Raw genomic sequence first — 20,846 nt, 5'->3', positions numbered from 1 at the left:
ATCCCAGTCTCATCGGCATCCACGTGTTCGGCCACTACCACGACTGGCATGTCCGAACTGCGTGCCTTCCGGAACGGTCGGGGACCGTCCGCCGAGCGCCGGCGTGCTCCTGAACGCCATCGTGGCGCGCAGGCGGTCCGGGCTCTGTAGGCGGTGAGCGCTCCGGCCGGACCGCGCGCCGCCTCTGGCCGATGGTATCCCGGGCCGTCCATACCGGGCTGGTGGGACAAGGGGGACTTTTCCCGGATCCTGCGTGCGGCGGCGCCCGCCTCGGAGGCGTCCCGGTGCCGTCCCGGAGGCGGCGGCGATCCGGCCCGCGGGGACGGGGCGCTGCGAGTGCGGCGGCACAGCGCCCAGGTCGGACGAGAAGCTCAGACGCCCAGGACCGTGTCCAGGTAGTCGTTGGCGAACCGCCGCTCCGGGTCCACCCGGTCGCGGACCGCCTCCGCCTCCGCGAATCGGGGGTAGAGGGCGGCGAGGTCGCCGCGGCCGAGCGAATGCACCTTGCCCCAGTGCGGGCGGCCCCGGGCGGCGGTGAAGACCGCCTCGATCTCGCGGAAGTAGTCGGCGTAGGGCATGCCCCGGTAGACGTGCGCGGCGACATAGGCGGTGTCGCGGCCGTAGGCCGTCGACAGCCACACCGCGTCGGCCGGCGCGAAGCGCACCTCGATCGGGAACCCGATCCGGTGCCGACCGGAGTCGACGATCCCGCGGATCTCGCCGAGCACGTCGGCCAGCGTCGCGGCCGGGACGGCGTACTCCATCTCGACGAAGCGCACCCGGCGAGTGCTGGCGAAGACGCGATGGGAGGCGTCGGTGTAGGTCCGCGCCGACAGCGCCCGCGCCGAGACCTGGTTGATCGCCGGGATGGCCGCCGGCACGCGCCGCCCCAGCCGGTTGACCGCACCGAAGACGGTGTTGGACAGGAACTCGTCGTCCAGCCAGGCCCGCAGCGGGGCGAGCGGCTCGGCCGGGCCGTCCGCGCGGTTGTTCTGCTTGGTGTTGGTGCGGCCGGTGTGCGGGAACCAGAAGAATTCGAAGTGGTCGTTGCTGCGCAGCTCGGGCAGGCGCTCCAGCACCTCCGCCAGGCGCATCGGCTCCTCGCGAGCCCGCAGCAGGAACGCCGGGCGCACCCGCAGCGTCAGCGCGGTCACCACGCCGAAGGCGCCCAGCCCGACCCGCGCGGCTTCGAAGAGGTCGGGTTCGCGCTCGGGCGAGCACTCCACCACCGAGCCGTCGGCCAGCACCAGCTCCATGGCGCACACCTGCTCGGCGAGCCCGCCGCTGTCGCGGCCGGTGCCGTGGGTGCCCGTCTGGATCGCGCCCGCCGCCGTCTGCACGGCGATGTCGCCCATGTTGGCCAGGGCCAGCCCGCGCGCCTGTAGCGCCTCGTTGAGGTCGCAGAGCGGCATGCCCGCCTCGACGGTGACCGTGCCCGCCTCGGCGTCGACGCCGCGCAGCCGCGCCATGCCGGTGGGCGCGAGGAGCAGGCCGTCGGTGACCGCCGCTCCGGTGAAGGAGTGGCCCGAGCCCACCATCCGCACCCGCATGCCCCGCTCCGCGGCGCCGCGCACCGCCGCGGACACGGCCCCAGTGCTGGAGGGCGCCGCGATCCGGCGCGGGCGGGCCTGTTGTGTACCGGACCATGTGTGCCACACCACACTGCTCATAGCGCGGCAGACTACCGGGCCGGTGCCCGGACCGCCCCCAACAGCCCGCGCCGGCGGGGGCCGCCCCGTGACACGCGCAACGCGCGGCCGGAGGAGAGCGGCTGCGGGGAGCTGGTTTGATGGAGACATGCCCTACGAGCCCTACGACGCGTTCCTGCTCGTCTCCTTCGGCGGCCCCGAGGCGAACGAGGACGTCATCCCCTTCCTGGAGAACGTCACCCGCGGACGGAACATCCCGCGGGAGCGCCTGGCCGAAGTCGGACAGCACTACTACCTCTACGACGGTGTCAGCCCGATCAACCAGCAGTGCCGCGACCTGATATCCGCCGTCCGCGCCGACTTCGGGGGAGCGGGGCTGGACCTGCCGGTCTACTGGGGCAACCGCTTCTGGCCCCCCATGCTGGCCGACGCCGTCGCGCAGATGGCCCGGGACGGGGTGCGCCGCGCCGTCGCCATGGCGACCTCGGCCTACAGCAACTACTCCAGCCACCGGGCCTACCTCGACGACATCGCCGCCGCCCGCGAGGCCGCCGGGCCCGACGCGCCCGAGATCGAGCTGATCCGCCCGTTCTTCGACCATCCCGGGTTCATCGAGCCGCTGGTCGAGCACACCCGCGACGCGCTCGACCAGCTGCCCGAGGACCAGCGCGCCGGCGCGCACCTGCTGTTCTCGGCCCACTCCATCCCCACCCCCATGGCGGACGCCAGCGGCGCTGCGGACCACGACCACGGCCCCGGCGGCGCCTACGTCACCCAGCTGAGCGAGGTCGCGCGGCTCGTCGGCGAGCGGCTGGGCGAGGACCACCCCTACGACCTCGTGTACCAGAGCCGCAGCGGCCCTCCCTCCCAGCCGTGGCTGGAGCCCGATGTCAACGACCGGCTGGCGGAGCTGGCGGAGGCGGGCGCCACCGCGGTCGTCGTGGTGCCCTACGGTTTCGTGTCCGACCACATGGAGGTCAAGTACGACCTGGACAACGAGGCCCGCGAGACCGCCCGGAAGCTGGGGCTGCACTTCGTGCGCGCGCTGAGCCCCGGCACCCACCCGCGCTTCGTGGCGATGGTGCGCGAACTGGTCGCCGAGCGCGCCTCCGGCGCCGAGCCCTTCGGCCTGACCTCGCTGCCGGCCTGCCACGTCTGCCCCGAGGGGTGCTGCCGACAGCGCTGACCGCTCGGCCGGCCCGGCGCCGACGGACACGTCCCGATAAGGTCGATTGGACAGGGATCTCCACGGATGTCCCGAGCGGGATGCCGCAGAACGTCCCCAGCCGGCGAGCGGACGCGGCCGCGCGGCCGTCGGTGCCGGATGAGGGAGGGCGGCCGAAGGAAGCCGACGGCAGAGGGGAAGTCGCACGACGTGGTTCGCACCTGGTATGACCCCGAGGAGTACGCCGGACTGCGCCGTGTCAGCGGCCTGGTCCTGTCGCCGGACGGGACGCGGCTGATCGCGCCGGTGAGCGAGCTCAAGCCCGACGGGACGGCCTTCACGACCGCCCTGTGGGAGATCGATCCGGCCGGAGAGGCCGAGCCGCGCCGGCTGACCCGCTCGGCGGCGGGGGAGGGCAACCCCGCCTTCCTGCCCGACGGCTCGCTTCTGTTCACCTCGGCTCGTCCCGACCCCGACAGCACGGAGTCCGCCGATGCGCCCGCCCTGTGGCTGCTGCCCGCGGACGGCGGCGAGGCCCGCTGCGTGGCCCGGCACCCCGGCGGGTTCGGCGCTCTGGCCGTCGCGCGCGATGCAGGCACGGTCGCCTATACCTCCGAGGTGCTGCCCGGCGCCGCCGACGCCGATGCCGACACCCGGGCGCGCAAGGCCCGCAAGGACGCCGGCGTCAGCGCCATCCTGCACGAGTCCTCCCCGGTGCGCAGCTGGGACCGTGATTTGGGACCCGCGCTTCCGCGCCTGTTCACCGCCGCCCCGCCGACCGGCGACGGCGCCGGACTCGGCGAGCCCGCCGACCTCACGCCCGAGCCGGGCGCGGCGCTGTTCGGCCAGGCGCCCGACATCACGCCTGACGGCGGCACGGTGGTCACCGGCTGGACGGTGCCCGCGGGCCGGGGCGTCCAGCGCGAGCAGCTGGTGGCTCTGGACGCCGTCGGCGGGGAGCGCCGGGTCCTGGCGGCCGAACCCGGCTACGACTTCGGCGCGCCCGCGGTCTCGCCCGACGGCCGCCATGTCGCCGCGGTCCGCGACTACGACGGCGAGCCCGGTCCTCACGGCGCCACCCGCGAGAGCACTCTGTGGCTGGTGGACCTGGCGACCGGCGAGGGCCGCGACCTGCTGGTCGGCCACGACCTGTGGCCGCGCGAGCACGTGTGGGCCCCCGACTCCTCGGCCGTGCTGTTCACAGCCGACCACCAGGGCCGCTGCCCGGTGTTCCGCGTCGAGACCGCGACCGGCGAGCTGACCCGCCTCACCTCCGACGACGGCACCTACACCCGGCTCAACCCCGCGCGCGCCGGCGGGGCGCTCTACGCTCTGCGCGACTCGTGGGACGAACCGCCCACACCCGTGCGCATCGGCGGCGCCTCGGACGCGGGCGGCGGCCGCCCGGTGCGGCTGCGCTCCCCCGAAGCGCCGCTGGAGGTCCCGGGCACTCTCACCGAGGTCGAGTCCGAGGCCGACGACGGCACCCGCGTGCGCGCCTGGCTCGTGCTGCCCGCCGGCGCCTCGTCCGCGTCGCCCGCACCCTTGGTCCTGTGGGTGCACGGCGGCCCCTACATGAGCTTCAACGGGTGGTCCTGGCGGTGGAACCCGTGGCTGCTGGCGGCCCGCGGCTACGCGGTGCTGCTGCCCGACCCGGCCCTGTCCACCGGCTACGGTCCCGAAATGCGCCGCCGGGCACGGGCCTCCTGGGGCGAGCGCACCTTCGCCGACCTTATGGCGATCACCGACGCGGCAGCGGCCCGGGCCGACGTCGACGGCACCCGCACCGCCGCGATGGGCGGCTCCTTCGGCGGCTACATGGCCAACTGGATCGCCGGGCACACCGACCGGTTCGCGGCCGTGGTCACGCACGCCTCCCTGTGGTCGCTGGACTCCTTCGCCGGCACGACGGACTACCCGGCGGCCTGGACCGCCGAGTTCGGCGACCCCATGGAGCACCCCGAGCGCTACCGCGCCGCCTCGCCGCACTCCTCCGCCGACCGCATCCGCACGCCCATGCTGGTCATCCACGGCGACAAGGACTACCGGGTGCCCATCGGGGAAGGCCTGCGGCTGTGGTGGGACCTGGTCAGCCGCGAGGTCGACGCCAAGTTCCTCTACTTCCCCGACGAGAACCACTGGGTGCTGACCCCCGGCAACTCCAGAATCTGGTATCAGACCGTCCTCGCCTTCCTCGACCACCACGTGCTGGGCAAGGAATGGGAGCGGCCGGCGCTGCTCTGAGCGCGCGGCCGAGTTCGCACGGCTGCGGGCGCGCGCCGCGCTCGGCAGCGACCGACTGCAGGAACGGGGAAGACATGACTGCGAGTCCGGCACCGGATCGCGCCGCGCTGCTGGCCCTGGCCGTCGAGGCGGCCCAGGAAGGCGGACGGGCGGCGGCCGATGGCCAGGCGGGCATCGGCGTGCTCGACACCAAGTCCTCGCCCACCGACGTGGTCACCGAGATGGACCGGTCGGTGGAGGAGCTGATCCGCAAACGCATCCGCGAGACCCGCCCCGGCGACCCCGTGCTGGGCGAGGAAGGCGGGGACGTGGCCGGCGAGGGCGCGGTGCGCTGGATCGTCGACCCCATCGACGGCACCGTCAACTACCTCTACGGGCGGGGCGAATGGTCGGTCTCCATCGCCGCCGAGATCGCCGGCGAGGTGGTGGCCGGCGCTGTGGCCGTGCCCGCCCGGGGCGATGTGTACACCGCCGTTCTCGGCGGGGGAGCGTTTCTCAACGGCGAGCCCCTGCGGTCGGCGACCGCGGTGCCGCTGGAGCTGGCGCTGGTGGCCACAGGGTTCGGCTACGACTCCCGTCGGCGGGCGCAGCAGGCGGAGGTGCTGCGCACGGTGCTTCCGCGGGTGCGCGACATCCGCCGCGGCGGATCGGCTTCGGTGGAGCTGTGTGAACTCGCGCACGGTCGCGTCGACGCCTACTACGAGCGCGGACTCAACCCGTGGGATTGGGCAGCGGCGGCGCTGGTCGCGCAGGAAGCGGGTGCCCGGATCGGCGGCCTGCACGGCGCGCCGCCCAACCCCGACCTTGTCATCGGGGCGGCGCCGGAGCTCTTCGTCCAGCTGCACGACCTGCTCGCTCCGCTGGGGGCCGACACCGACGGCCCCGCCGCAGACTGAGTCCGGGGGCGGCCGCTACCGGCCCGCCCGAAACGCAGGAAGCGCCTCCGAAGTGCCCGGCACTCCGGAGGCGCTCCTCACGGCTCCCGCGGGGTGCGGCGTGCACACCCCGTCAGCTCTCTCCGCTGCGCGGCCGGTTCCCACCGACCGGCCACACGCGCGCCGCTCCGAAGGCGTCGGGGCCGGAGCGGCGCCCTTGGGGAACTCACACGCAGCCGGTGTCGACTCCGTTGCGAGCGGCGATGCGGTGGAGGTCCTCCAGCTCCGACGTGTGCACGTCGGCGAGGTCTTCGTCTCCCGCGGCCTGCGCCGCCTGAAGCGACTGGCGGATCTCCTTGATGCGGCCCTTGATCTCCGCGCGGAACTCGCCCATTTCACCTCACTTTTCATCGCGTCATTGCAGCACAGCGCCTCAGTGGCGCAGTGCGGCGTGACAGGGGACAGCGTTGCCGGGACCGGCGCGACCCGCGAGTGACGGCCATACCCACCGGGCGCGCGCCGCCAAACCTCCGTGACGGACCTGTGATCCCGGTTCGGCCGCCCCATGGCCGGGATCGCGCGCGCATCGTGCGCCGTGCGATACTCGATCATGGAGTCGGCTTCAACGCGAGCCGCAGCGACGGTGCCCTACACCACATTTCGCCGAGTGCGCCAGGGCTTACTTCTTTCTTATCCTGGATGTGTCAGATTCGAGATGTGCGGGGTGATCGTCGCTGCCGGCGGTTGGGGGATACGCCGGCAGCGACACCCGTGCACAATCAGGGAGTCGCGCAAGGGGCTGCGACCCGGCCCGGCCGGGATCGCGCGCGCCGACTCCCCAGTGGCTACCCCGGGTTGCCGCGCACCCGCCGCCGGCCTTCGGTCGGACAGGGGATGGGTCCGCCCTTCCGCCGCTCTTCCGGCGGGCAGGCGGACGCCGAGTCCACCGCTCAGGGGGCTTACTCCATCCTTATCGACCGGGTGCGATAACGGATGGTGCAGCCGGGGGTCACAAGCGCCGCTGCCGGTGTGTTGGGGGATGCGCCGGCAGCGGCCCACTCCTGCCGCAGGAAAGCTAAGGACGACGAACTCACAGTGCGCGTACTCGTGGTCGAAGACGAGCAGGTCCTGGCGGACACGGTCGCCGTGGGGCTCCGCCGCGAGTCCATGGCCGTCGACGTCGTCTACGACGGCGACAGCGCGCTGGAGCACGTGGGCGTCAACGACTACGACGTCATCGTCCTCGACCGCGACCTCCCCGGCGTCCACGGCGACGACGTCGCCCGCGACCTGGTCGCTCGCAGCTACACCGGCCGCATCCTGATGCTCACCGCCTCGGGAGAGCTGGAGGACAAAGTCGAGGGTCTGACCCTGGGCGCCGACGACTACATCACCAAGCCCTTCGCCTTCGCCGAGCTCATCGCGCGTGTGCGCGCACTGGGCCGCCGCGCCGTCCCGCCGCTGCCGCCGGTGCTGCAGCGCAACGGCATCGAACTGGACCCGGCCAACCACACCGTCGAGCGTGAGGGGCGCAGGGTCTCGCTGACGCCCAAGGAGTTCGCAGTCCTGGAGGTGCTCATGCGCGCCAACGGCACCGTCGTCAGCGCCGAGGGGCTGCTGGAGAAGGCCTGGGACGAGAACGCCGACCCCTTCACCAACGTCGTGCGGGTCACCGTGATGACCCTGCGCAAGAAGCTCGGCGAGCCCCCGGTCATCCAGACGGTGCCCGGTGCGGGGTACCGGATTTGACGGCGCAGGGCCCTGATTCGGGTCCCGAGTACGCGGCCGGCCCGGGCGAGGTGGCGCCCACCCCGCCGGGCGACACCGGTACGTGGCGGCGGCTGTCGGCCGAGCCCGCGACCGCCTCGGCGAAGCCTCCGGGACCGGTCACCGGCGGCGTGCACCGCTTCGCCGACAACATCAGCCTGCGCGCGCGGCTCACCCTGATCTACGGGATGCTGTTCTTCGCGGCGGGCTCGCTGCTGGTGCTGCTCAACTACATCATCGTCGCGGGCCTGCTGGACAACCTCAACTTCACGATGCCCAACGCCGACCCGGTCGAGCTGCAGATGCGCAAGACCGAGTTCATCGAGTCGGTGCTGGCCGAGATGACCCGCTACTCGGTGATCGCGCTGGTGATCGTCGGCCTGCTGGCGGTCGGCCTGGGCTACTTCGTGGCCGGGCGGGCCCTGTCGCCGCTGCACAAGATCACGCGCATCGCCCGCCGGCTCTCCGAGCGGTCCCTGCACGAGCGCATCGCCCTCAGCGGCCCCGACGACGAGATCCGCGAACTGGCCGACACCTTCGATGGCATGCTGGAACGCCTCGACCGCGCCTTCGACGGCCAGCGCCGCTTCGTCGCCAACGCGTCCCACGAGCTGCGTACGCCGCTGGCCATCAACCGCACGCTGCTGGAGGTCGCTCTCAGCGACCCCGAGGCCTCGGCCGATCTGAAGACCGTGGGCCGCACCCTGCTGGAGACCAATTCCCGCCACGAGCGGCTCATCGACGGCCTGCTGTTCCTGGCCAAGAGCGACCGCGAGCTCGACGTGCGCACCGCCGTGGACATGGCCGAGGTGGTCGGATCCGTGCTCAGCCAGCTCTCCGAGGAGCTGGCGAAGGCCGACCTGACCCCGCGCACCGACCTGCGCCCGGCCGCCGTCGTGGGCGACCCCGTCCTGCTGGAGCGCCTGGTCGCCAACCTGGTCGAGAACGCCTTGCGCTACAACGCCGCCGACGGCGAGATCACCGTGCGCTCGGGCATCTACGAGGGGTCCCCGGCCATCCAGGTGGAGAATGCGGGCCCGGTCATCGCCGGCTACGAGATCGAGGGACTGTTCGAACCGTTCCGCCGTGCCTCGGGAGACCGCGTCAAGTCCGGGCGCAGCGCCGGGTTGGGCCTGTCCATCGTCCGCTCGGTGGTTCGCGCTCACGGTGCCTCGGTCAGCGTGTGGCCGCGCCAGGGCGGCGGCCTGGTCGTCACCGTTCGCTTTCCCGCCGCCGAGACCGGTGACACGACCGCCCCCGCCGGCAGGTAGCATACGGCCGTCCGAACGCCCGGTGCTGATCACGAGGTGGGCGAAGATCCTGCGGGACGCGGCTCTCGCGTGATACTCATACGTGTTCCACGACACGACGGCCCCGGGATCGTGGGCGCGCCGAGGGTGGGTATGCTCTCCCGGGCGCGAACGCTGCGGGAATATCTCCCGGAGTAAGCGTGTATGTTCTTACCTCGCCTCACGGGCGGCATCGTGCCCGCGCGGCGTGGGGAAAGACGAGGAAATAGGTCGGAATCCCGCGGGCGTTGGGTAGCACATGAGGGCGAGTGGATCGACGGCGCGACGAAGCGCGACCGGTTCTATTCGAAGGGTGCTGCTGTGCGGTGCGACTGCACCCGGGAGGGGTCATAGTCCACTTACGCCGGCGGAAGATTCCAGGCGGCTCGGGCACAAAACGAGGCCCTCAAGCGTTGGTAGCGCGCAACGAGGCATAGAACGAGGGGGATGGAGTTAGCAGAATGGCCACCGATTACGACAGCCCGCGTAAGGCCGACGAAGACATCAACGAGGACAGCCTGCAGGAGCTGCAGGCGCGCCGTGTCGACAAGGGCACCAGCACCATAGACGTCGACCCCGACGAGGTCGCCGAAGGCATGGAGCTGCCCGGGGCCGATCTGTCCGGCGAAGAGCTGGCGGTCCGGGTCCTGCCGCGCCAGGCCGACGAGTTCACCTGCTCGCGCTGCTTCCTGGTGCACCACCGCAGCCAGCTGGCCGAGCAGCGGAAGGGGCAGCTGGTCTGTAAGGAGTGCGCCGCCTGAGCCCGGCGGACTCTTTTCCTCGATTGCCTCGAACGGCCTCCGCCGCGGCATGTGATGCGTCTCCGGGTGGGCTTCCGGGGGCGCATCGTCCTTTGCGCCCGGAGCCCCCGGCATATTTCCGCCTTCCCTTAGCTTTGTAAGCGCCGGGGCTTGCGGCCCCGCGAACCCCGGGACCGATCCCGGGGAAAGCCGGGCACCCCGGCAATCCGGGGACACCGTGAATGGGAGAGCGACGTGGCGGAGGACACAGGAGACCGCGAGGAGACCGGGCCCCGCCCGCGCGAGGGCGGCGGCACCGGAGAGGGCGCGGGCGATCCCGGCTCGGCCGGGCCCGGGCAAGAGCTCGCCGTCGTCGCCGACGACGACATCGGAGTGCTGGTGGGTGAGCTCCTCGACGAGGAGGGCGCCGACCCCAGGCGCCGGGCCGGACTGGTGGGCAGGCTCGCCGCGGCACTCACCGCCCGCGCGCGCTCGGCGCGCGCCGGAGGCGCCGCGAGCGGCCGGTGGCTGGCCGACGTGTTCGCCAACGAGATCGCGCCGCGCATCCCCGTGCGCGACCGCGAGACCCTGGTTCGCCACCACTCCGGCCTCGACGGCGAAGAGCTCGCCGACGCGCTCGTGCGCAACGCCGCCCACGCCACGACCGGCGTCGGAGCGGCAGGAGGGGCGCTGGCCGCCGTGCAGTTCACCGCGCCGCCGCTGCTGCTGACGGCGCCCGCCCAGATCGTGGCCGAGACCGTCGTCGTCGCCTCGGTCGAGGTCAAGCTCATCGCCGAGCTGCACGAGGCCTACGGTGCGCCGGTGCCGGGAACGAGCCTGCAGCGCACCACCGGCTACCTCGCGTCGTGGGCGCGCAAGCGCGGGATCGACCCCCTCAGCGCCGCTCAGTCGCTGTCGGCGACCCTGGGAGTCGCCGCCAAGGCCGCGCTGCGCCGGAGGCTGCTGCGGACGCTCGGCCGCCACCTGTCGACACTGGGGCCCTACCTGACCGGGGCCGTCGCCGGAGGAACCCTCAACCGCGCCGCCACGCGGGCGCTGGCCAAGTCGGTGCGCGCCGACCTGCGCGCGCAGGGCCTGCCCGCGGCGTCCGGGCCCGGCGGCATCGGCGCCGGCGGTTACGCGGGCGAGCTGCCCGGCGGCTGACACAAGCGCCCGCCGGAGGCCGCGACGGCCCGCCGGCGGGCGCCCGCCCGCGGTTTGCGCTCAGTCCACGTCGATCCCCACGACGCCGCTCTGGTCGGCGGCGTCGAAGAACCGGCGGTGGGCGGCGCGCACCGCGAGCACGCGGGTGACCTCCATACCGATGCCGGTGACCACGGCCCAGCCCAGCGCCTCGCTGAGGCTGACGTCGGGGGACTCCGGCTCTGTGGGCGGCGCCTTGCCGGTGGCCTGGGTCCAGGCGAACGTCAGCGCCTTGCGGGCGACGTAGCCCGCCGCCAGAGCGGTGACGCTGCCGACGACCTGCGCCGCGAACTCACCGTTCCTCTTCTTAGCCATCTGTCGGATCGCTTCCCTTCTAGCCTTCGTGGCCGCGTTGCCGCACGCGGCTGACCGCGCGGCCGTGCGCGGCGCTGTGGCCGACCGCCTCCGGCGCGGCGCGATCCGGCGCCTTGCGGATGCGCCTACCGGAATCCTTTCACGACCGGCGCCGGCGCCGCGGCCTGCACGGGGCGCGCCGCCCCGCCGCCACGGTCCGGGCCGCCGGGCGGCCGCGAGACCGCGCGAGGCGCTGCAGGGGCGCCATCGCGGGCCGTGCGGATCCGGAGCGATCAGGGCCGCCGAACCAATACCATTGGGCCCATGACCAACCGCTCTCGTTCTTTCCGCGTGCCCGACAAGCCTTCGCTCGACGGTATCGAGGCGAAATGGGTCGACGTATGGGACGAGTCCGGCGTCTACCACTTCGACCGCACCAAGAGCCGCTCCGAGATCTACTCGATCGACACCCCGCCGCCCACGGTCTCCGGCTCGCTGCACATCGGGCACGTCTTCTCCTACACCCACACCGACACCGTCGCCCGCTTCCAGCGCATGCGCGGAAAGTCGGTCTTCTACCCGATGGGCTGGGACGACAACGGCCTGCCCACCGAGCGCCGGGTGCAGAACTACTACGGCGTGCGCTGCGACCCCAGCGTCGCCTACGACCCCGGCTTCACACCGCCGGCCAAGCCCGACCCCAAGCGGCAGGTGCCCATCTCGCGGCGCAACTTCATCGAGCTGTGCGACAGGCTGACCGCCGAGGACGAAAAGGTCTTCGAGGGCATCTGGCGCCGCCTGGGCCTCAGCGTCGACTGGCGCTACTCCTACGCCACCATCGACGACGGCGCCCGCGCCACGTCCCAGCGCGCGTTCCTGCGCAACCTCGCGCGCGGCGAGGCCTACATGGCCGAGGCGCCCACGCTGTGGGACGTCACCTTCCGTACGGCCGTCGCCCAGGCCGAGCTGGAGGACCGCGAGCGCACCGGCGCCTTCCACAAGGTCGCCTTCCACCGCGACGGCGGCGACCCGGTCGTCATCGAGACCACCCGGCCCGAGCTGATCCCCGCCTGCGTCGCTCTGGTCGCCCACCCCGACGACACCCGCTACCGCGACCTGTTCGGCGGCACGGTGCGCACGCCGGTCTTCGGCGTCGAGGTCCCCGTCATGGCGCACCGCCTCGCCGAGCCCGACAAGGGCTCCGGCATCGCGATGATCTGCACCTTCGGCGACCTCACCGATGTCACCTGGTGGCGCGAGCTGCAGCTGCCCACCCGCCCCGTCGTGGGCTGGGACGGCCGCATCGTCTCCGAACCGCCCGAGGCCGTCGCCGCGGCAGGCGGCGGCGAGGCCTATGCCCGCCTGGCCGGAGCCACCGTGCACACCGCCCGCGAGCGCATGGTCGAGCTGCTGGGCGAGTCCGGCGACCTGCTCGCCGAGCCCGCGCCCACCACCCGCCCGGTGAAGTTCTACGAGAAGGGCGACAAGCCGCTTGAGATCGTCACCACCCGCCAGTGGTACATCCGCAACGGCGGGCGCGACACCTCCGTCCGCGAGGAGCTGCTTTCACGCGGGCGCGCGCTGAACTGGTACCCCGACCACATGCGCTCGCGCTACGAGCACTGGGTCGAGGGCCTCAACGGCGACTGGCTGATCAGCCGCCAGCGCTTCTTCGGCGTGCCGTTCCCCGTGTGGTATCCGCTCGACGCCGAGGGCAATCCCGACTACGACGCCCCGCTGCTGCCGGACGAGTCGCAGCTGCCGGTCGACCCCAGCTCCGACTCTCCGGCGGGCTACGCCGAGGATCAGCGCGGCGAGCCCGGCGGCTTCACCGGCGACCCCGACATCATGGACACCTGGGCCACCTCGTCGCTCAGCCCGCAGGTGGCCGGCGGTTGGGAGCGCGACCCCGACCTCTTCGAGCGCGTCTTCCCGATGGACCTGCGGCCCCAGGGCCAGGACATCATCCGTACCTGGCTGTTCGCCACGGTCGTGCGCTCCCACTTCGAGCACGGCAGCCTGCCCTGGCAGGGCGCGGCCATCTCGGGGTGGATCCTCGACCCCGACCGCAAGAAGATGTCCAAGTCGAAGGGCAACGTCGTCACGCCCATCGACCTGCTGGAGAGGTACAGCTCCGACGCCATCCGCTACTGGGCCGCCAGCGGGCGGCTGGGCGCCGACACCGCGCTGGACGAGGGCCAGATGAAGGTCGGCCGCCGATTGGGCATCAAGATCCTCAACGCGAGCAAGTTCGCGCTGTCGGTCGCCGGCGAGGACACCGCGGCGGAGCCGTCCGCGGTCACCGAGCCGCTGGACCGCTCGATGCTCGCCACGCTCGCCGACGTCGTCGAGGACGCCACCGCAGCCTTCCAGGCCTACGACCACACCCGTGCGCTGGAGCGCGTCGAGCGGTTCTTCTGGGAGCTCTGCGACGACTACCTGGAGCTGGTCAAGGCCCGCGCCTACGACGCCGCCTCGCCCGCCGCCGCCTCGGCCCGCGCGGCCCTGCTGCTCGCCCTTTCGGCGCTGCAGCGGCTGTTCGCACCGTTCCTTCCGTTCGTCGCCGACGAGGTGTGGAGCTGGTGGCACGAGGGGTCGGTGCACGCCGAGTCCTGGCCCGAGGCCGAGGAGTTGCGCGCCGCCGCACGCGAGGGCGACCCCGCCGTGCTGGCAGCGGCCTCGGAGGTGCTGCGCACGATCCGCAAGGCCAAGTCCGAGGCCAAGCTCTCCATGCGGGCCGAGATCGAGCGGGTGTCGGTGCGCGGAAAGAGCGTCAACCACGTGCGTCTGGCCGGCGACGACCTCGCCGCGGCCGGGCGCGCCGCCCGGCTTGACTTCGAGGCCTCCGACGACACCGAGCTGCAGGTCGAGGTCAGCCTGCCCGCCGCCGGGTAGCCGGAGGGCCGCCGCGGCGCCGAGCAACGGGCGTGCGGGGCGGTTTCGGCCGTCCCGCCCACCGTCGCTCCACGCGGCGTCCGACACAGGCCCCGCACCGCGATAAGCTCGCTCAGTGTGAGTAACGGAAGCCCCAGCCGCGGGGTCGAGGTCCTCATCCGCCGCATCGACCCCGACCTTCCCCTGCCGGTCTACGCCCGCCCCGGCGACGCCGGCGCGGACCTGGTCACCGCCGAGGACGTGGTCGTGCCACCGGGCCGGCGGGCGGTGGTCGGTACCGGAATCGCCATCGCGCTGCCCGAGGGCTATGCCGCCTTCGTGCATCCCCGTTCGGGACTGGCCGCCCGGTGCGGACTGACCCTCGTCAACGCGCCCGGCACTGTCGACGCCGGCTACCGCGGCGAGGTGCGGGTGACCCTGCTCAACACGGACGCGGAGACCGCGGTCGAGCTCACCCGCGGGGACCGCGTCGCCCAGCTGGTCGTCCAGCGCGTGGAGCGGGCGGTGTTCCGCGAGGCCGATGCTCTCCCGGACTCCGTGCGCGGCGCGGACGGGTTCGGTTCGACGGGCGGCCACGCGGCGCGCACGTGACGACGACGAGGACCCCCGGCGCCAGATCCGCCGGGGACGACGAAGCGGGAGAGGTGTAAGGCGTGTTCGGACGCCGACGCAAGAAGAAGGACGGCGAGGGCGCTGACGGCACCGCCGCGACCGCCGGCGCGGCCGGCTCCGAGGCCGACTTCGCGGGTCGGCCCGAGGACCCTCCGGAGCCGGACAAGGAGGCCGACCGCCACCGGAGCGGCGGTCCGTGGGACTCGGCCGAGGAGGCACCAGGGGCCCAGCGCATGGACCTGGGCGCGGTGCGGATCCCGGTGCGCCCGGGGATCGAGGTCCAGGTGAACGTCGCTCCCCAGCAGAACCGCATCATCGGCGTGACGCTGCGCACGCAGAGTTCGGCGCTACAGGTGCAGCCCTTTGCCGCGCCCAAGTCCAGCGGCGTCTGGGCGGACATGCGCGAGGAGCTGCGCTCGCAGGTGACCTCCCAGGGCGGCAAGGTCGAGGACTTCGACGGCACCTTCGGCCCGGAGTTGCGGGCGGTCGTGCCGGTCGCCGGCAAGAAGAACGAGCAGGGCCAGCAGATGGGCGAGCGGGTGCGCTTCATCGGCGTCGACGGGCCCCGGTGGGTACTGCACGGCGTCATCCGCGGCGAGGGCGCCTCCAAGCCCCAGGCGATGGCCGAGGTCGAAGAGCTGTTCCAGCAGATCGTAGTCATGCGCGGCGACAGCCCGGCGCCACCGCGCGAGATGCTTCCGATCGTCGTGCCCCAGGAGATCCAGCAGTCCATGGCCGAAGCGGCGGCCCAGCGCAACCGCACCGCCGGCAACGGCCAGGCCGCTGAGGGCAGCGGGGGCGGCGCGGGCGGCGGAGCGGACGAATCCTAGGCCGGTGCTAGAGAGGCGCCTCGGCGCCCCGCGCCCCTGAGGGTGCGGTGCCGGACCGGTCCCAGCCGCTCAGGCGGCTCCCGCGGCCGGCCGGAGCCGCGCCCGTGTGCGTCCCCCGGCCCGGGCGCGCGCACAGAACCGGGCCTCCGGCGCGGACGCCGGAAATTCGCGTGCCGCGGCGGGTGCGCGCTTCTAGGGTGTGCTGATGCTGATCAGACGGGAGACCGCCGCGGACGAGGCGGCGGTGCATTCGGTGATCGCCTCGGCCTTCGCCGCGAACGTCCCCGCCGGTGCGCCGGACGGCACCGATCCGATCGAGGCGACCCTGCTGGGGTGGCTGCGCCGGGACGCCGGCTGGCTGCCGGAGTACTCGCTCGTGGCCGTGGAGGCGATCGGTTCGGGCGACCCGGCGGCTCCCGCCGCCGGGGGGACGGTGGTCGGCCATGTCGTGTGCACCCGCGGTCACGTGGGCACGGCCGCGGCGCTGGGGCTGGGGCCGATCGGCGTGGTGCCCGGCAGCCAGGGCCGCGGCATCGGATCGGCCCTGATGCACGCCGTGCTGGGCGCGGCCGAATCCCGGTCGGAGGCGCTCGTCGCACTCCTCGGCGCCCCGGGCTACTACCAGCGCTTCGGCTTCCGCCCGGCTGCGGAGCTCGGCGTGGCCGCACCCGATCCGGCCTGGGGCGAGTACTTCCAGGTGCGCCCACTGAGCGCCCGCGCCCCCGCGCACCGCGGCGCGTTCCGCTACGCCGCCCCCTTCGACCGGCTGGCCGCGTAGGCGCCTCCCGGCGCAGCCGTCACGCCCGGGCCGGTCCCGGGTCGGCAGGTGCGGCGACCGCCCCCAGGAACAGCACCGCCTGTCGGCGGCGCAGGACGAAGGCGAACGGGCGGTCTGCGGCGAAGCGGACCGGCCTGTCCGTCACGGCGGCGACGGTGCGCATCACGACCGCTGTCGCAGCCGCCCCTTCGGCGCCCTCCTCGTCGACCCGCAGCACCGCCTCGTGCACCGCCTCGTCGATGCGTAGCGGGCGCGGTGAGATCCCGGAGAGGTCCGCCCGGTCGCTGAACGCCGTGGCGACGCCGGCCTCGGCCAGGGGCGCCGACAGCGCCGTGCGCGTGCGCGCCTCGAATCGCGGCAGCCAGAGGTCGACCTCGGTGGGGGAGGCCGCGCGGTAGAGCGCCGAGAGCGCTTCGGGTGCCGGTACGGTGTCCCGCGCCGGGTCCTCGGGCAGCAGCACATCCAGCGCGAGATCGTCGGCCGCGGGCAGGCTCGCCATCCGCCAGCCTGCGGCCTCGGCGTAGGGATGGCGCCCGCGGCGGCGCATCATGGGCACGCGGCGCTCGCCTGACGGCGTGTGGAAGGGCGCGGACTCCGTCGCGGCCGGATCGAAGGGCTCGGACCAGCGCATCCGCACCCACAGGGCGTTGAGCAGCAGCGCCTGGGCGGAAGCGCGCACGTCGCCGGGCAGCAGCAGTTCCGCGATCATGCCGCGGGTGGTCTTCGCGGCCTCGGCGTTGGCCTCGCGGCGCACGCGCTCGGGGTCGCCCGCGAAGTCGGCCCTGCGCATCGCCGAGTCGGGCCGCGCGCGCACGGCGCTCTCGAACTCCGCGTGCAACTCCAGGTCGCTGCGCATCCACAGCGAGGTGGCGGAGGCCAGATCCGGGCTGTCGGAGGCCGCGTCGTCGAGGGCGGCGAGGTGGCCTCCGATGTCGCGGCCGAGCAGTCCCTCGAACTCGCGCCGCGTGGCGCCGCGCGCACCGGTGGCCACAAGCCCCAGCGCGCCGGCCACCGACAGCGGCGACCAGGCGTGCTCGCGCGTTCCGGGGCCGGCCAGTGCGGCGTTGAGCCGCAGCGCGAAGTCGAGGTGGTCGGGGCGCAGGGACACGGTCATGGTGCACGCTCCAGTTCCCCGGCGGGCACGCCGCCGGTCGGCTCTGCGGCCAGGCTAGCGTTCGCGGGAACGCCCGCACCGCGGCGAGCGGTGCGCCGCGGGGGCCGCGGTGCACGCGGTCGATCGTTGCAACGGATCGCGCAGCAGTATTGACGGGAGGTTTCAGGGAGCCTAATCTGAGCCTCCAATTGGACGGGAAGCGCTTTCCGTAAATCGTTTCAATTCCGGGTGAGTCGAGCGGCGAAGAAGGGCGGTCACCACCATGGTGCAGCGGACGGGCGGTGCGGCGAGATCTGCCGCCGCGGTAGCGATGGTCCTCGGGCTGGCGGCGACCGGCTGCGGGGGAGGCGAGGGCAGCGGGTCGCCGGAGATCCGCTACTCGTGGTGGGGCAACGCCGAGCGGGCCGAGCTGATGCGCGAGGCCATCGCGCTGTTCGAGGAAGAGCATCCCGACATCGCGGTCACGCCGACCTTCTCCGAGTACGACACTTACTGGGAGAAGCTCTCCACGCAGGTGGCCGGCGGCGGCATGCCCGACGTGCTGCAGATGGACAACGCCTACCTGCGCGAGTACAGCGACCGCGGCGTGCTGCTCGACCTTGAGGCGCACGAGCAGAACCTCGACACGAGCGGGCTGCTGGAGGGCCTGAGCACGGCCGGAGTCGTCGACGGCGCCCGCTACGGCGTGCCCGTCGGCGGCAACACCTTCTCCCTCGTCTACGCCCCCGAGCTGTTCGAGGAGGCGGGAGCGCCCATGCCTGAGGACGGCTGGACCTGGGAGGACTACGACGAGGCGCTGACCGCGGTCAGCGAGCACACCGGAGGCGACCCCTACGGAGCCTCCGACTACACCGGGCTGATCTGGGTGCTGGAGGCCAAGCTCCGCCAGGAGGGCGACGCGCTGTTCACCGACGGCGGCAAGCTCGGGTTCGGCGAGGACCGGCTCGCCGAGTTCTGGGAGAGCGCCGCCGGGCTGCGCGAGGACGGCGCCGTGGTGCCCGCCGACGAGGCCGAGCAGGTCAAGCCGCTCGCCCCGCTGGGCGCCAACCTGTCGGCGTCGGAGTTCACCTGGGACAACATGCTCACTCGCTATGTCGAGGAGTCCGACCTGGACCTCGAACTGGCGCCGCTGCCCACCGACTCCGGCGACTCCGGGCAGTACCTCAAGCCCTCGATGCTGCTGTCGGCGTCGGCCCAGACCAGCAACCCCGGCGCGGCGGCCAAGCTGGTCGACTTCATGATCAACGACCCGCGCGTCGCCGAGATCTTCGGGGGCAACCGCGGCATCCCGGCCACCGAGGCCCAGCGCGAGGCGATCGACTACACCGAGGTCGACCAGGCCATCGTGGACTACGAGGAAGACCGCATGTCCGACCTGCAGGAGGCTCCGCCCGCACCGCCGGCAGGCGCCGGCGCCCTGGAGACCGAGTTCATCCGCCTCTCCGAAGAGGTGCACCACGGGCAGATGAGCCCGGATGAGGCCGCGGGCGAGTTCGCGGACTTCGCCGAGCGCACCCTGAGCTCCTGACGCGGCGAGAAGGAGACCGCTGATGGTCCGGACGGCCCAGGGCCCCCCGAGCTCCAGGAGCTCCGGCGACCCCGCCGCGCCTTCCGCACCCCCGTCCCCCGGTAAACGGGCCAGGCGGCTGCGCCGCGGGCGGGAGGGCGTCGCGGGCTACGCCTTCCTCTCCCCGTGGATCCTCGGGTTCCTCGGGCTGACGCTGGGGCCGATGGCGGCCTCGCTCTATTTGTCCTTCACCGACTACAACCTCTTCACCGCGCCCTCCTGGGTGGGGCTGGACAACTACCGGCGGCTGTTCGGCGACGACCAGTGGCTCCAGTCGATCAGGGTCACCGCCGCCTACGTGGTGCTGGCGGTACCGCTGAAACTGGCCCTGGCGCTGGCCGTGGCCATGCTGCTCGCATCGCCGCACCGCGGCCAGGGACTGTACCGCTCGGCGTTCTACGCGCCCTCGCTGCTGGGGGCCAGCGTGAGCGTGGCGCTGGTGTGGCGGGCGCTGTTCTCCGACGACGCGGTGGTGGACCGGCTCCTGCGCTCGGTGGGGGTCGAGACGGGCGGCTGGGTCGGCAACCCCGACTTCGCGCTGCTGCTGCTGGTGCTGCTGGCGGTGTGGCAGTTCGGGGCGCCGATGGTGATCTTCCTGGCCGGGCTCAAGCAGGTGCCGAGCCAGTACTACGAGGCAGCCGAGGTGGACGGCGCCGGCTGGTGGCGCCGGTTCCGCACCATCACCCTGCCGATGATCTCGCCCGTGCTGTTCTTCAACCTGCTGCTGGAGACGGTCAACTCCTTCCAGGTGTTCACCGCATCGTTCGTGATCAGCGGCGGCACCGGCGGTCCCGCCGGGTCCACCCTGATCTACACGCTCTACCTGTACCAGCAGGGCTTCACCCATTATCAGATGGGCTACGCATCAGCGATGGCCTGGATGCTGATCCTCGGGGCGGGGCTCGTGGTCGCGGCCCTGTTCCGGATGTCGCGGACGATGGTGTTCTACTCCGGAGACGAGGGCCGTTGACTTCCTCCCCACGACTGGCCGCCTGGCCCCGGCGCGTGCTCTGGCACGCCCTGGCACTGGCACTGCTGGGGCTGATCATGTACCCGCTGGTGTGGGTGGCGGGCGCGTCGGCCACCCCCACCAACGACATCGTCGGCAACACGCAGCTGCTGCCGTCTCGGCCGGTCGCGGACAACTTCGCCCGCGCACTGGAGGGCATGGCCGGCATCCCGGTATGGCGGTTCCTGGGCAACTCGGTGCTGCTGGCGGTGTTCACGGTCGCGGGCACGGTGGCGTCCTCGGCGCTGGCCGCCTACGCATTCGCCCGGCTGCGGTTCCGCGGGCGCAACGCGATGTTCGTGCTGATGATCGGCACTCTGCTGATGCCCTTCCACGCGGTCATCATCCCGCAGTACATCATCTTCCAGCAGCTGGGCCTGGTCGACACCTACGTTCCGCTGCTGCTGGGCAAGTTCCTGGCCACCGAGGCGTTCTTCGTCTTCCTCATGGTGCAGTTCATGCGCCAGCTTCCCCGAGAGCTGGACCAGGCCGCCCGGATCGACGGCTGCGGGTACTGGGGGATCTTCTGGCACGTCATCGCCCCCCTGTCGCGGCCGGCGTTCGGCACGGCGGCGATCTTCGCGTTCATCTGGAGCTGGAACGACCTGTTCGCTCCGTTGATCTACCTCAACACCCCCGAGAAGTTCCCGATCCCGCTTGCGCTGCGGATGTACGCCGACCAGACGAGCACCTCCGACTTCGGAGCGATGATCGCGATGTCGGTGATCGCGCTGGTCCCGGTCGTGCTGTTCTTCCTGGCCTTCCAGCGCCTGCTCGTCCAGGGCATGGCCACGACCGGACTGAAGGGGTGACGG

The 20,846-nt window shown here is 72.7% G+C and carries 18 protein-coding genes; 14 read left to right on the top strand and 4 right to left on the bottom strand.

The window, feature by feature from the left end; all coding sequences use genetic code 11:
• Positions 1 to 371: 371 nt before the first annotated feature.
• The gene (locus RM446_RS12780; RefSeq protein WP_311545476.1) at positions 372 to 1,670 is read right to left on the bottom strand and encodes a D-arabinono-1,4-lactone oxidase; all 1,299 of its coding nucleotides are present in this window, start codon (positions 1,668 to 1,670) and stop codon (positions 372 to 374) included.
• 127 nt (positions 1,671 to 1,797) lie between these two features.
• Between RM446_RS12780 and RM446_RS12775 the strand changes: the two genes are divergently transcribed.
• From RM446_RS12775 to RM446_RS12765, 3 genes are all read left to right on the top strand, one after another.
• Positions 1,798 to 2,835 (top strand): ferrochelatase, encoded by a 1,038-nt coding sequence (locus tag RM446_RS12775; protein WP_311545475.1) that lies wholly within the window; start codon positions 1,798 to 1,800, stop codon positions 2,833 to 2,835.
• A 189-nt stretch (positions 2,836 to 3,024) separates the two neighbouring features.
• Positions 3,025 to 5,058: a S9 family peptidase gene (locus RM446_RS12770; RefSeq protein WP_311545474.1), complete on the top strand. Its 2,034-nt coding sequence runs from the start codon at positions 3,025 to 3,027 to the stop codon at positions 5,056 to 5,058.
• Positions 5,059 to 5,132: 74 nt separating this feature from the next.
• Positions 5,133 to 5,954 carry an inositol monophosphatase family protein gene (locus RM446_RS12765; RefSeq protein ID WP_311545473.1) on the top strand — a complete coding sequence of 274 codons (822 nt, stop codon included), beginning with the start codon at positions 5,133 to 5,135 and terminating at the stop codon, positions 5,952 to 5,954.
• Between the two features lie 205 nt (positions 5,955 to 6,159).
• Here RM446_RS12765 and RM446_RS12760 read toward each other — a convergent pair whose 3' ends face one another.
• Positions 6,160 to 6,327, bottom strand: coding sequence for a hypothetical protein (locus RM446_RS12760; protein ID WP_311545472.1), 168 nt, complete (start codon positions 6,325 to 6,327; stop codon positions 6,160 to 6,162).
• 701 nt (positions 6,328 to 7,028) lie between these two features.
• Here RM446_RS12760 and RM446_RS12755 point away from each other — a divergent pair.
• From RM446_RS12755 to RM446_RS12740, 4 genes are all read left to right on the top strand, one after another.
• On the top strand, positions 7,029 to 7,682 hold the full coding sequence (locus RM446_RS12755) for a response regulator transcription factor (RefSeq protein ID WP_311545471.1): 654 nt from the start codon (positions 7,029 to 7,031) through the stop codon (positions 7,680 to 7,682).
• Positions 7,679 to 8,971: a sensor histidine kinase gene (locus RM446_RS12750; protein WP_311545470.1), complete on the top strand. Its 1,293-nt coding sequence runs from the start codon at positions 7,679 to 7,681 to the stop codon at positions 8,969 to 8,971. The genes RM446_RS12755 and RM446_RS12750 overlap by 4 nt, the downstream gene beginning before the upstream one ends.
• A 479-nt stretch (positions 8,972 to 9,450) precedes the next feature.
• Entirely contained in the window at positions 9,451 to 9,750 is a 300-nt protein-coding gene (locus tag RM446_RS12745; RefSeq protein WP_040270202.1) for a DUF4193 domain-containing protein, read from the top strand.
• A gap of 234 nt (positions 9,751 to 9,984) precedes the next feature.
• Positions 9,985 to 10,893 carry a hypothetical protein gene (locus RM446_RS12740; RefSeq protein ID WP_311545469.1) on the top strand — a complete coding sequence of 303 codons (909 nt, stop codon included), beginning with the start codon at positions 9,985 to 9,987 and terminating at the stop codon, positions 10,891 to 10,893.
• 60 nt (positions 10,894 to 10,953) lie between these two features.
• Here RM446_RS12740 and RM446_RS12735 read toward each other — a convergent pair whose 3' ends face one another.
• Complete coding sequence (locus RM446_RS12735; RefSeq protein WP_311545468.1) at positions 10,954 to 11,247, bottom strand: DUF4235 domain-containing protein; 294 nt, start codon at positions 11,245 to 11,247, stop codon at positions 10,954 to 10,956.
• Positions 11,248 to 11,550: 303 nt separating this feature from the next.
• Between RM446_RS12735 and valS the strand changes: the two genes are divergently transcribed.
• The 4 genes from valS to RM446_RS12715 all read left to right on the top strand — a co-directional run bounded on the left by valS (position 11,551) and on the right by RM446_RS12715 (position 16,341).
• A complete protein-coding gene (valS, locus tag RM446_RS12730; RefSeq protein WP_311545467.1) occupies positions 11,551 to 14,121 on the top strand; it encodes a valine--tRNA ligase in 2,571 nt (856 codons plus the stop codon).
• Between the two features lie 117 nt (positions 14,122 to 14,238).
• Positions 14,239 to 14,712: a dUTP diphosphatase gene (gene dut, locus RM446_RS12725; RefSeq protein ID WP_311545466.1), complete on the top strand. Its 474-nt coding sequence runs from the start codon at positions 14,239 to 14,241 to the stop codon at positions 14,710 to 14,712.
• Positions 14,713 to 14,774: 62 nt separating this feature from the next.
• Positions 14,775 to 15,563: a DUF3710 domain-containing protein gene (locus RM446_RS12720; protein WP_311545465.1), complete on the top strand. Its 789-nt coding sequence runs from the start codon at positions 14,775 to 14,777 to the stop codon at positions 15,561 to 15,563.
• Positions 15,564 to 15,768: 205 nt separating this feature from the next.
• Positions 15,769 to 16,341, top strand: a complete 573-nt coding sequence (locus tag RM446_RS12715) for a GNAT family N-acetyltransferase (RefSeq protein WP_311545464.1) — start codon at positions 15,769 to 15,771, stop codon at positions 16,339 to 16,341.
• A 19-nt stretch (positions 16,342 to 16,360) separates the two neighbouring features.
• Here the strand turns inward: RM446_RS12715 and RM446_RS12710 are convergent, their stop codons facing one another.
• On the bottom strand, positions 16,361 to 17,455 hold the full coding sequence (locus tag RM446_RS12710; RefSeq protein WP_311545463.1) for a serpin family protein: 1,095 nt from the start codon (positions 17,453 to 17,455) through the stop codon (positions 16,361 to 16,363).
• Between the two features lie 262 nt (positions 17,456 to 17,717).
• Here RM446_RS12710 and RM446_RS12705 point away from each other — a divergent pair, with 262 nt between their 5' ends.
• The 3 genes from RM446_RS12705 to RM446_RS12695 are packed head-to-tail and all read left to right on the top strand — an operon-like array spanning position 17,718 to position 20,843.
• Positions 17,718 to 18,983 (top strand): ABC transporter substrate-binding protein, encoded by a 1,266-nt coding sequence (locus RM446_RS12705; protein WP_311545462.1) that lies wholly within the window; start codon positions 17,718 to 17,720, stop codon positions 18,981 to 18,983.
• A gap of 22 nt (positions 18,984 to 19,005) precedes the next feature.
• The gene (locus RM446_RS12700) at positions 19,006 to 19,992 is read left to right on the top strand and encodes a carbohydrate ABC transporter permease (protein ID WP_311545461.1); all 987 of its coding nucleotides are present in this window, start codon (positions 19,006 to 19,008) and stop codon (positions 19,990 to 19,992) included.
• A complete protein-coding gene (locus RM446_RS12695; RefSeq protein WP_311545460.1) occupies positions 19,989 to 20,843 on the top strand; it encodes a carbohydrate ABC transporter permease in 855 nt (284 codons plus the stop codon). The genes RM446_RS12700 and RM446_RS12695 overlap by 4 nt, the downstream gene beginning before the upstream one ends.
• The last annotated feature ends 3 nt before the right edge of the window (positions 20,844 to 20,846 follow it).

The sequence above is a fragment of the Streptomonospora wellingtoniae genome (genome assembly GCF_031845375.1).
Taxonomy (GTDB): Bacteria; Actinomycetota; Actinomycetes; order Streptosporangiales; family Streptosporangiaceae; genus Streptomonospora; species Streptomonospora wellingtoniae.
Note: the sequence above shows the minus strand (reverse complement) of the source record. Positions and strands in the feature narration are given on the sequence as shown.

Bases quoted from the DNA above. Each gene is read 5' to 3' on its own strand.
- RM446_RS12735 (WP_311545468.1), bottom strand. From the start codon at position 11,247: ATGGCTAAGAAGAGGAACGGTGAGTTCGCGGCGCAGGTCGTCGGCAGC.
- RM446_RS12700 (WP_311545461.1), top strand. From the start codon at position 19,006: ATGGTCCGGACGGCCCAGGGCCCCCCGAGCTCCAGGAGCTCCGGCGAC.
- RM446_RS12780 (WP_311545476.1), bottom strand. From the start codon at position 1,670: ATGAGCAGTGTGGTGTGGCACACATGGTCCGGTACACAACAGGCCCGC.
- valS (WP_311545467.1), top strand. From the start codon at position 11,551: ATGACCAACCGCTCTCGTTCTTTCCGCGTGCCCGACAAGCCTTCGCTC.
- RM446_RS12775 (WP_311545475.1), top strand. From the start codon at position 1,798: ATGCCCTACGAGCCCTACGACGCGTTCCTGCTCGTCTCCTTCGGCGGC.
- RM446_RS12710 (WP_311545463.1), bottom strand. From the start codon at position 17,455: ATGACCGTGTCCCTGCGCCCCGACCACCTCGACTTCGCGCTGCGGCTC.
- RM446_RS12705 (WP_311545462.1), top strand. From the start codon at position 17,718: ATGGTGCAGCGGACGGGCGGTGCGGCGAGATCTGCCGCCGCGGTAGCG.
- RM446_RS12745 (WP_040270202.1), top strand. From the start codon at position 9,451: ATGGCCACCGATTACGACAGCCCGCGTAAGGCCGACGAAGACATCAAC.
- RM446_RS12715 (WP_311545464.1), top strand. From the start codon at position 15,769: ATGCTGATCAGACGGGAGACCGCCGCGGACGAGGCGGCGGTGCATTCG.
- RM446_RS12765 (WP_311545473.1), top strand. From the start codon at position 5,133: ATGACTGCGAGTCCGGCACCGGATCGCGCCGCGCTGCTGGCCCTGGCC.
- RM446_RS12760 (WP_311545472.1), bottom strand. From the start codon at position 6,327: ATGGGCGAGTTCCGCGCGGAGATCAAGGGCCGCATCAAGGAGATCCGC.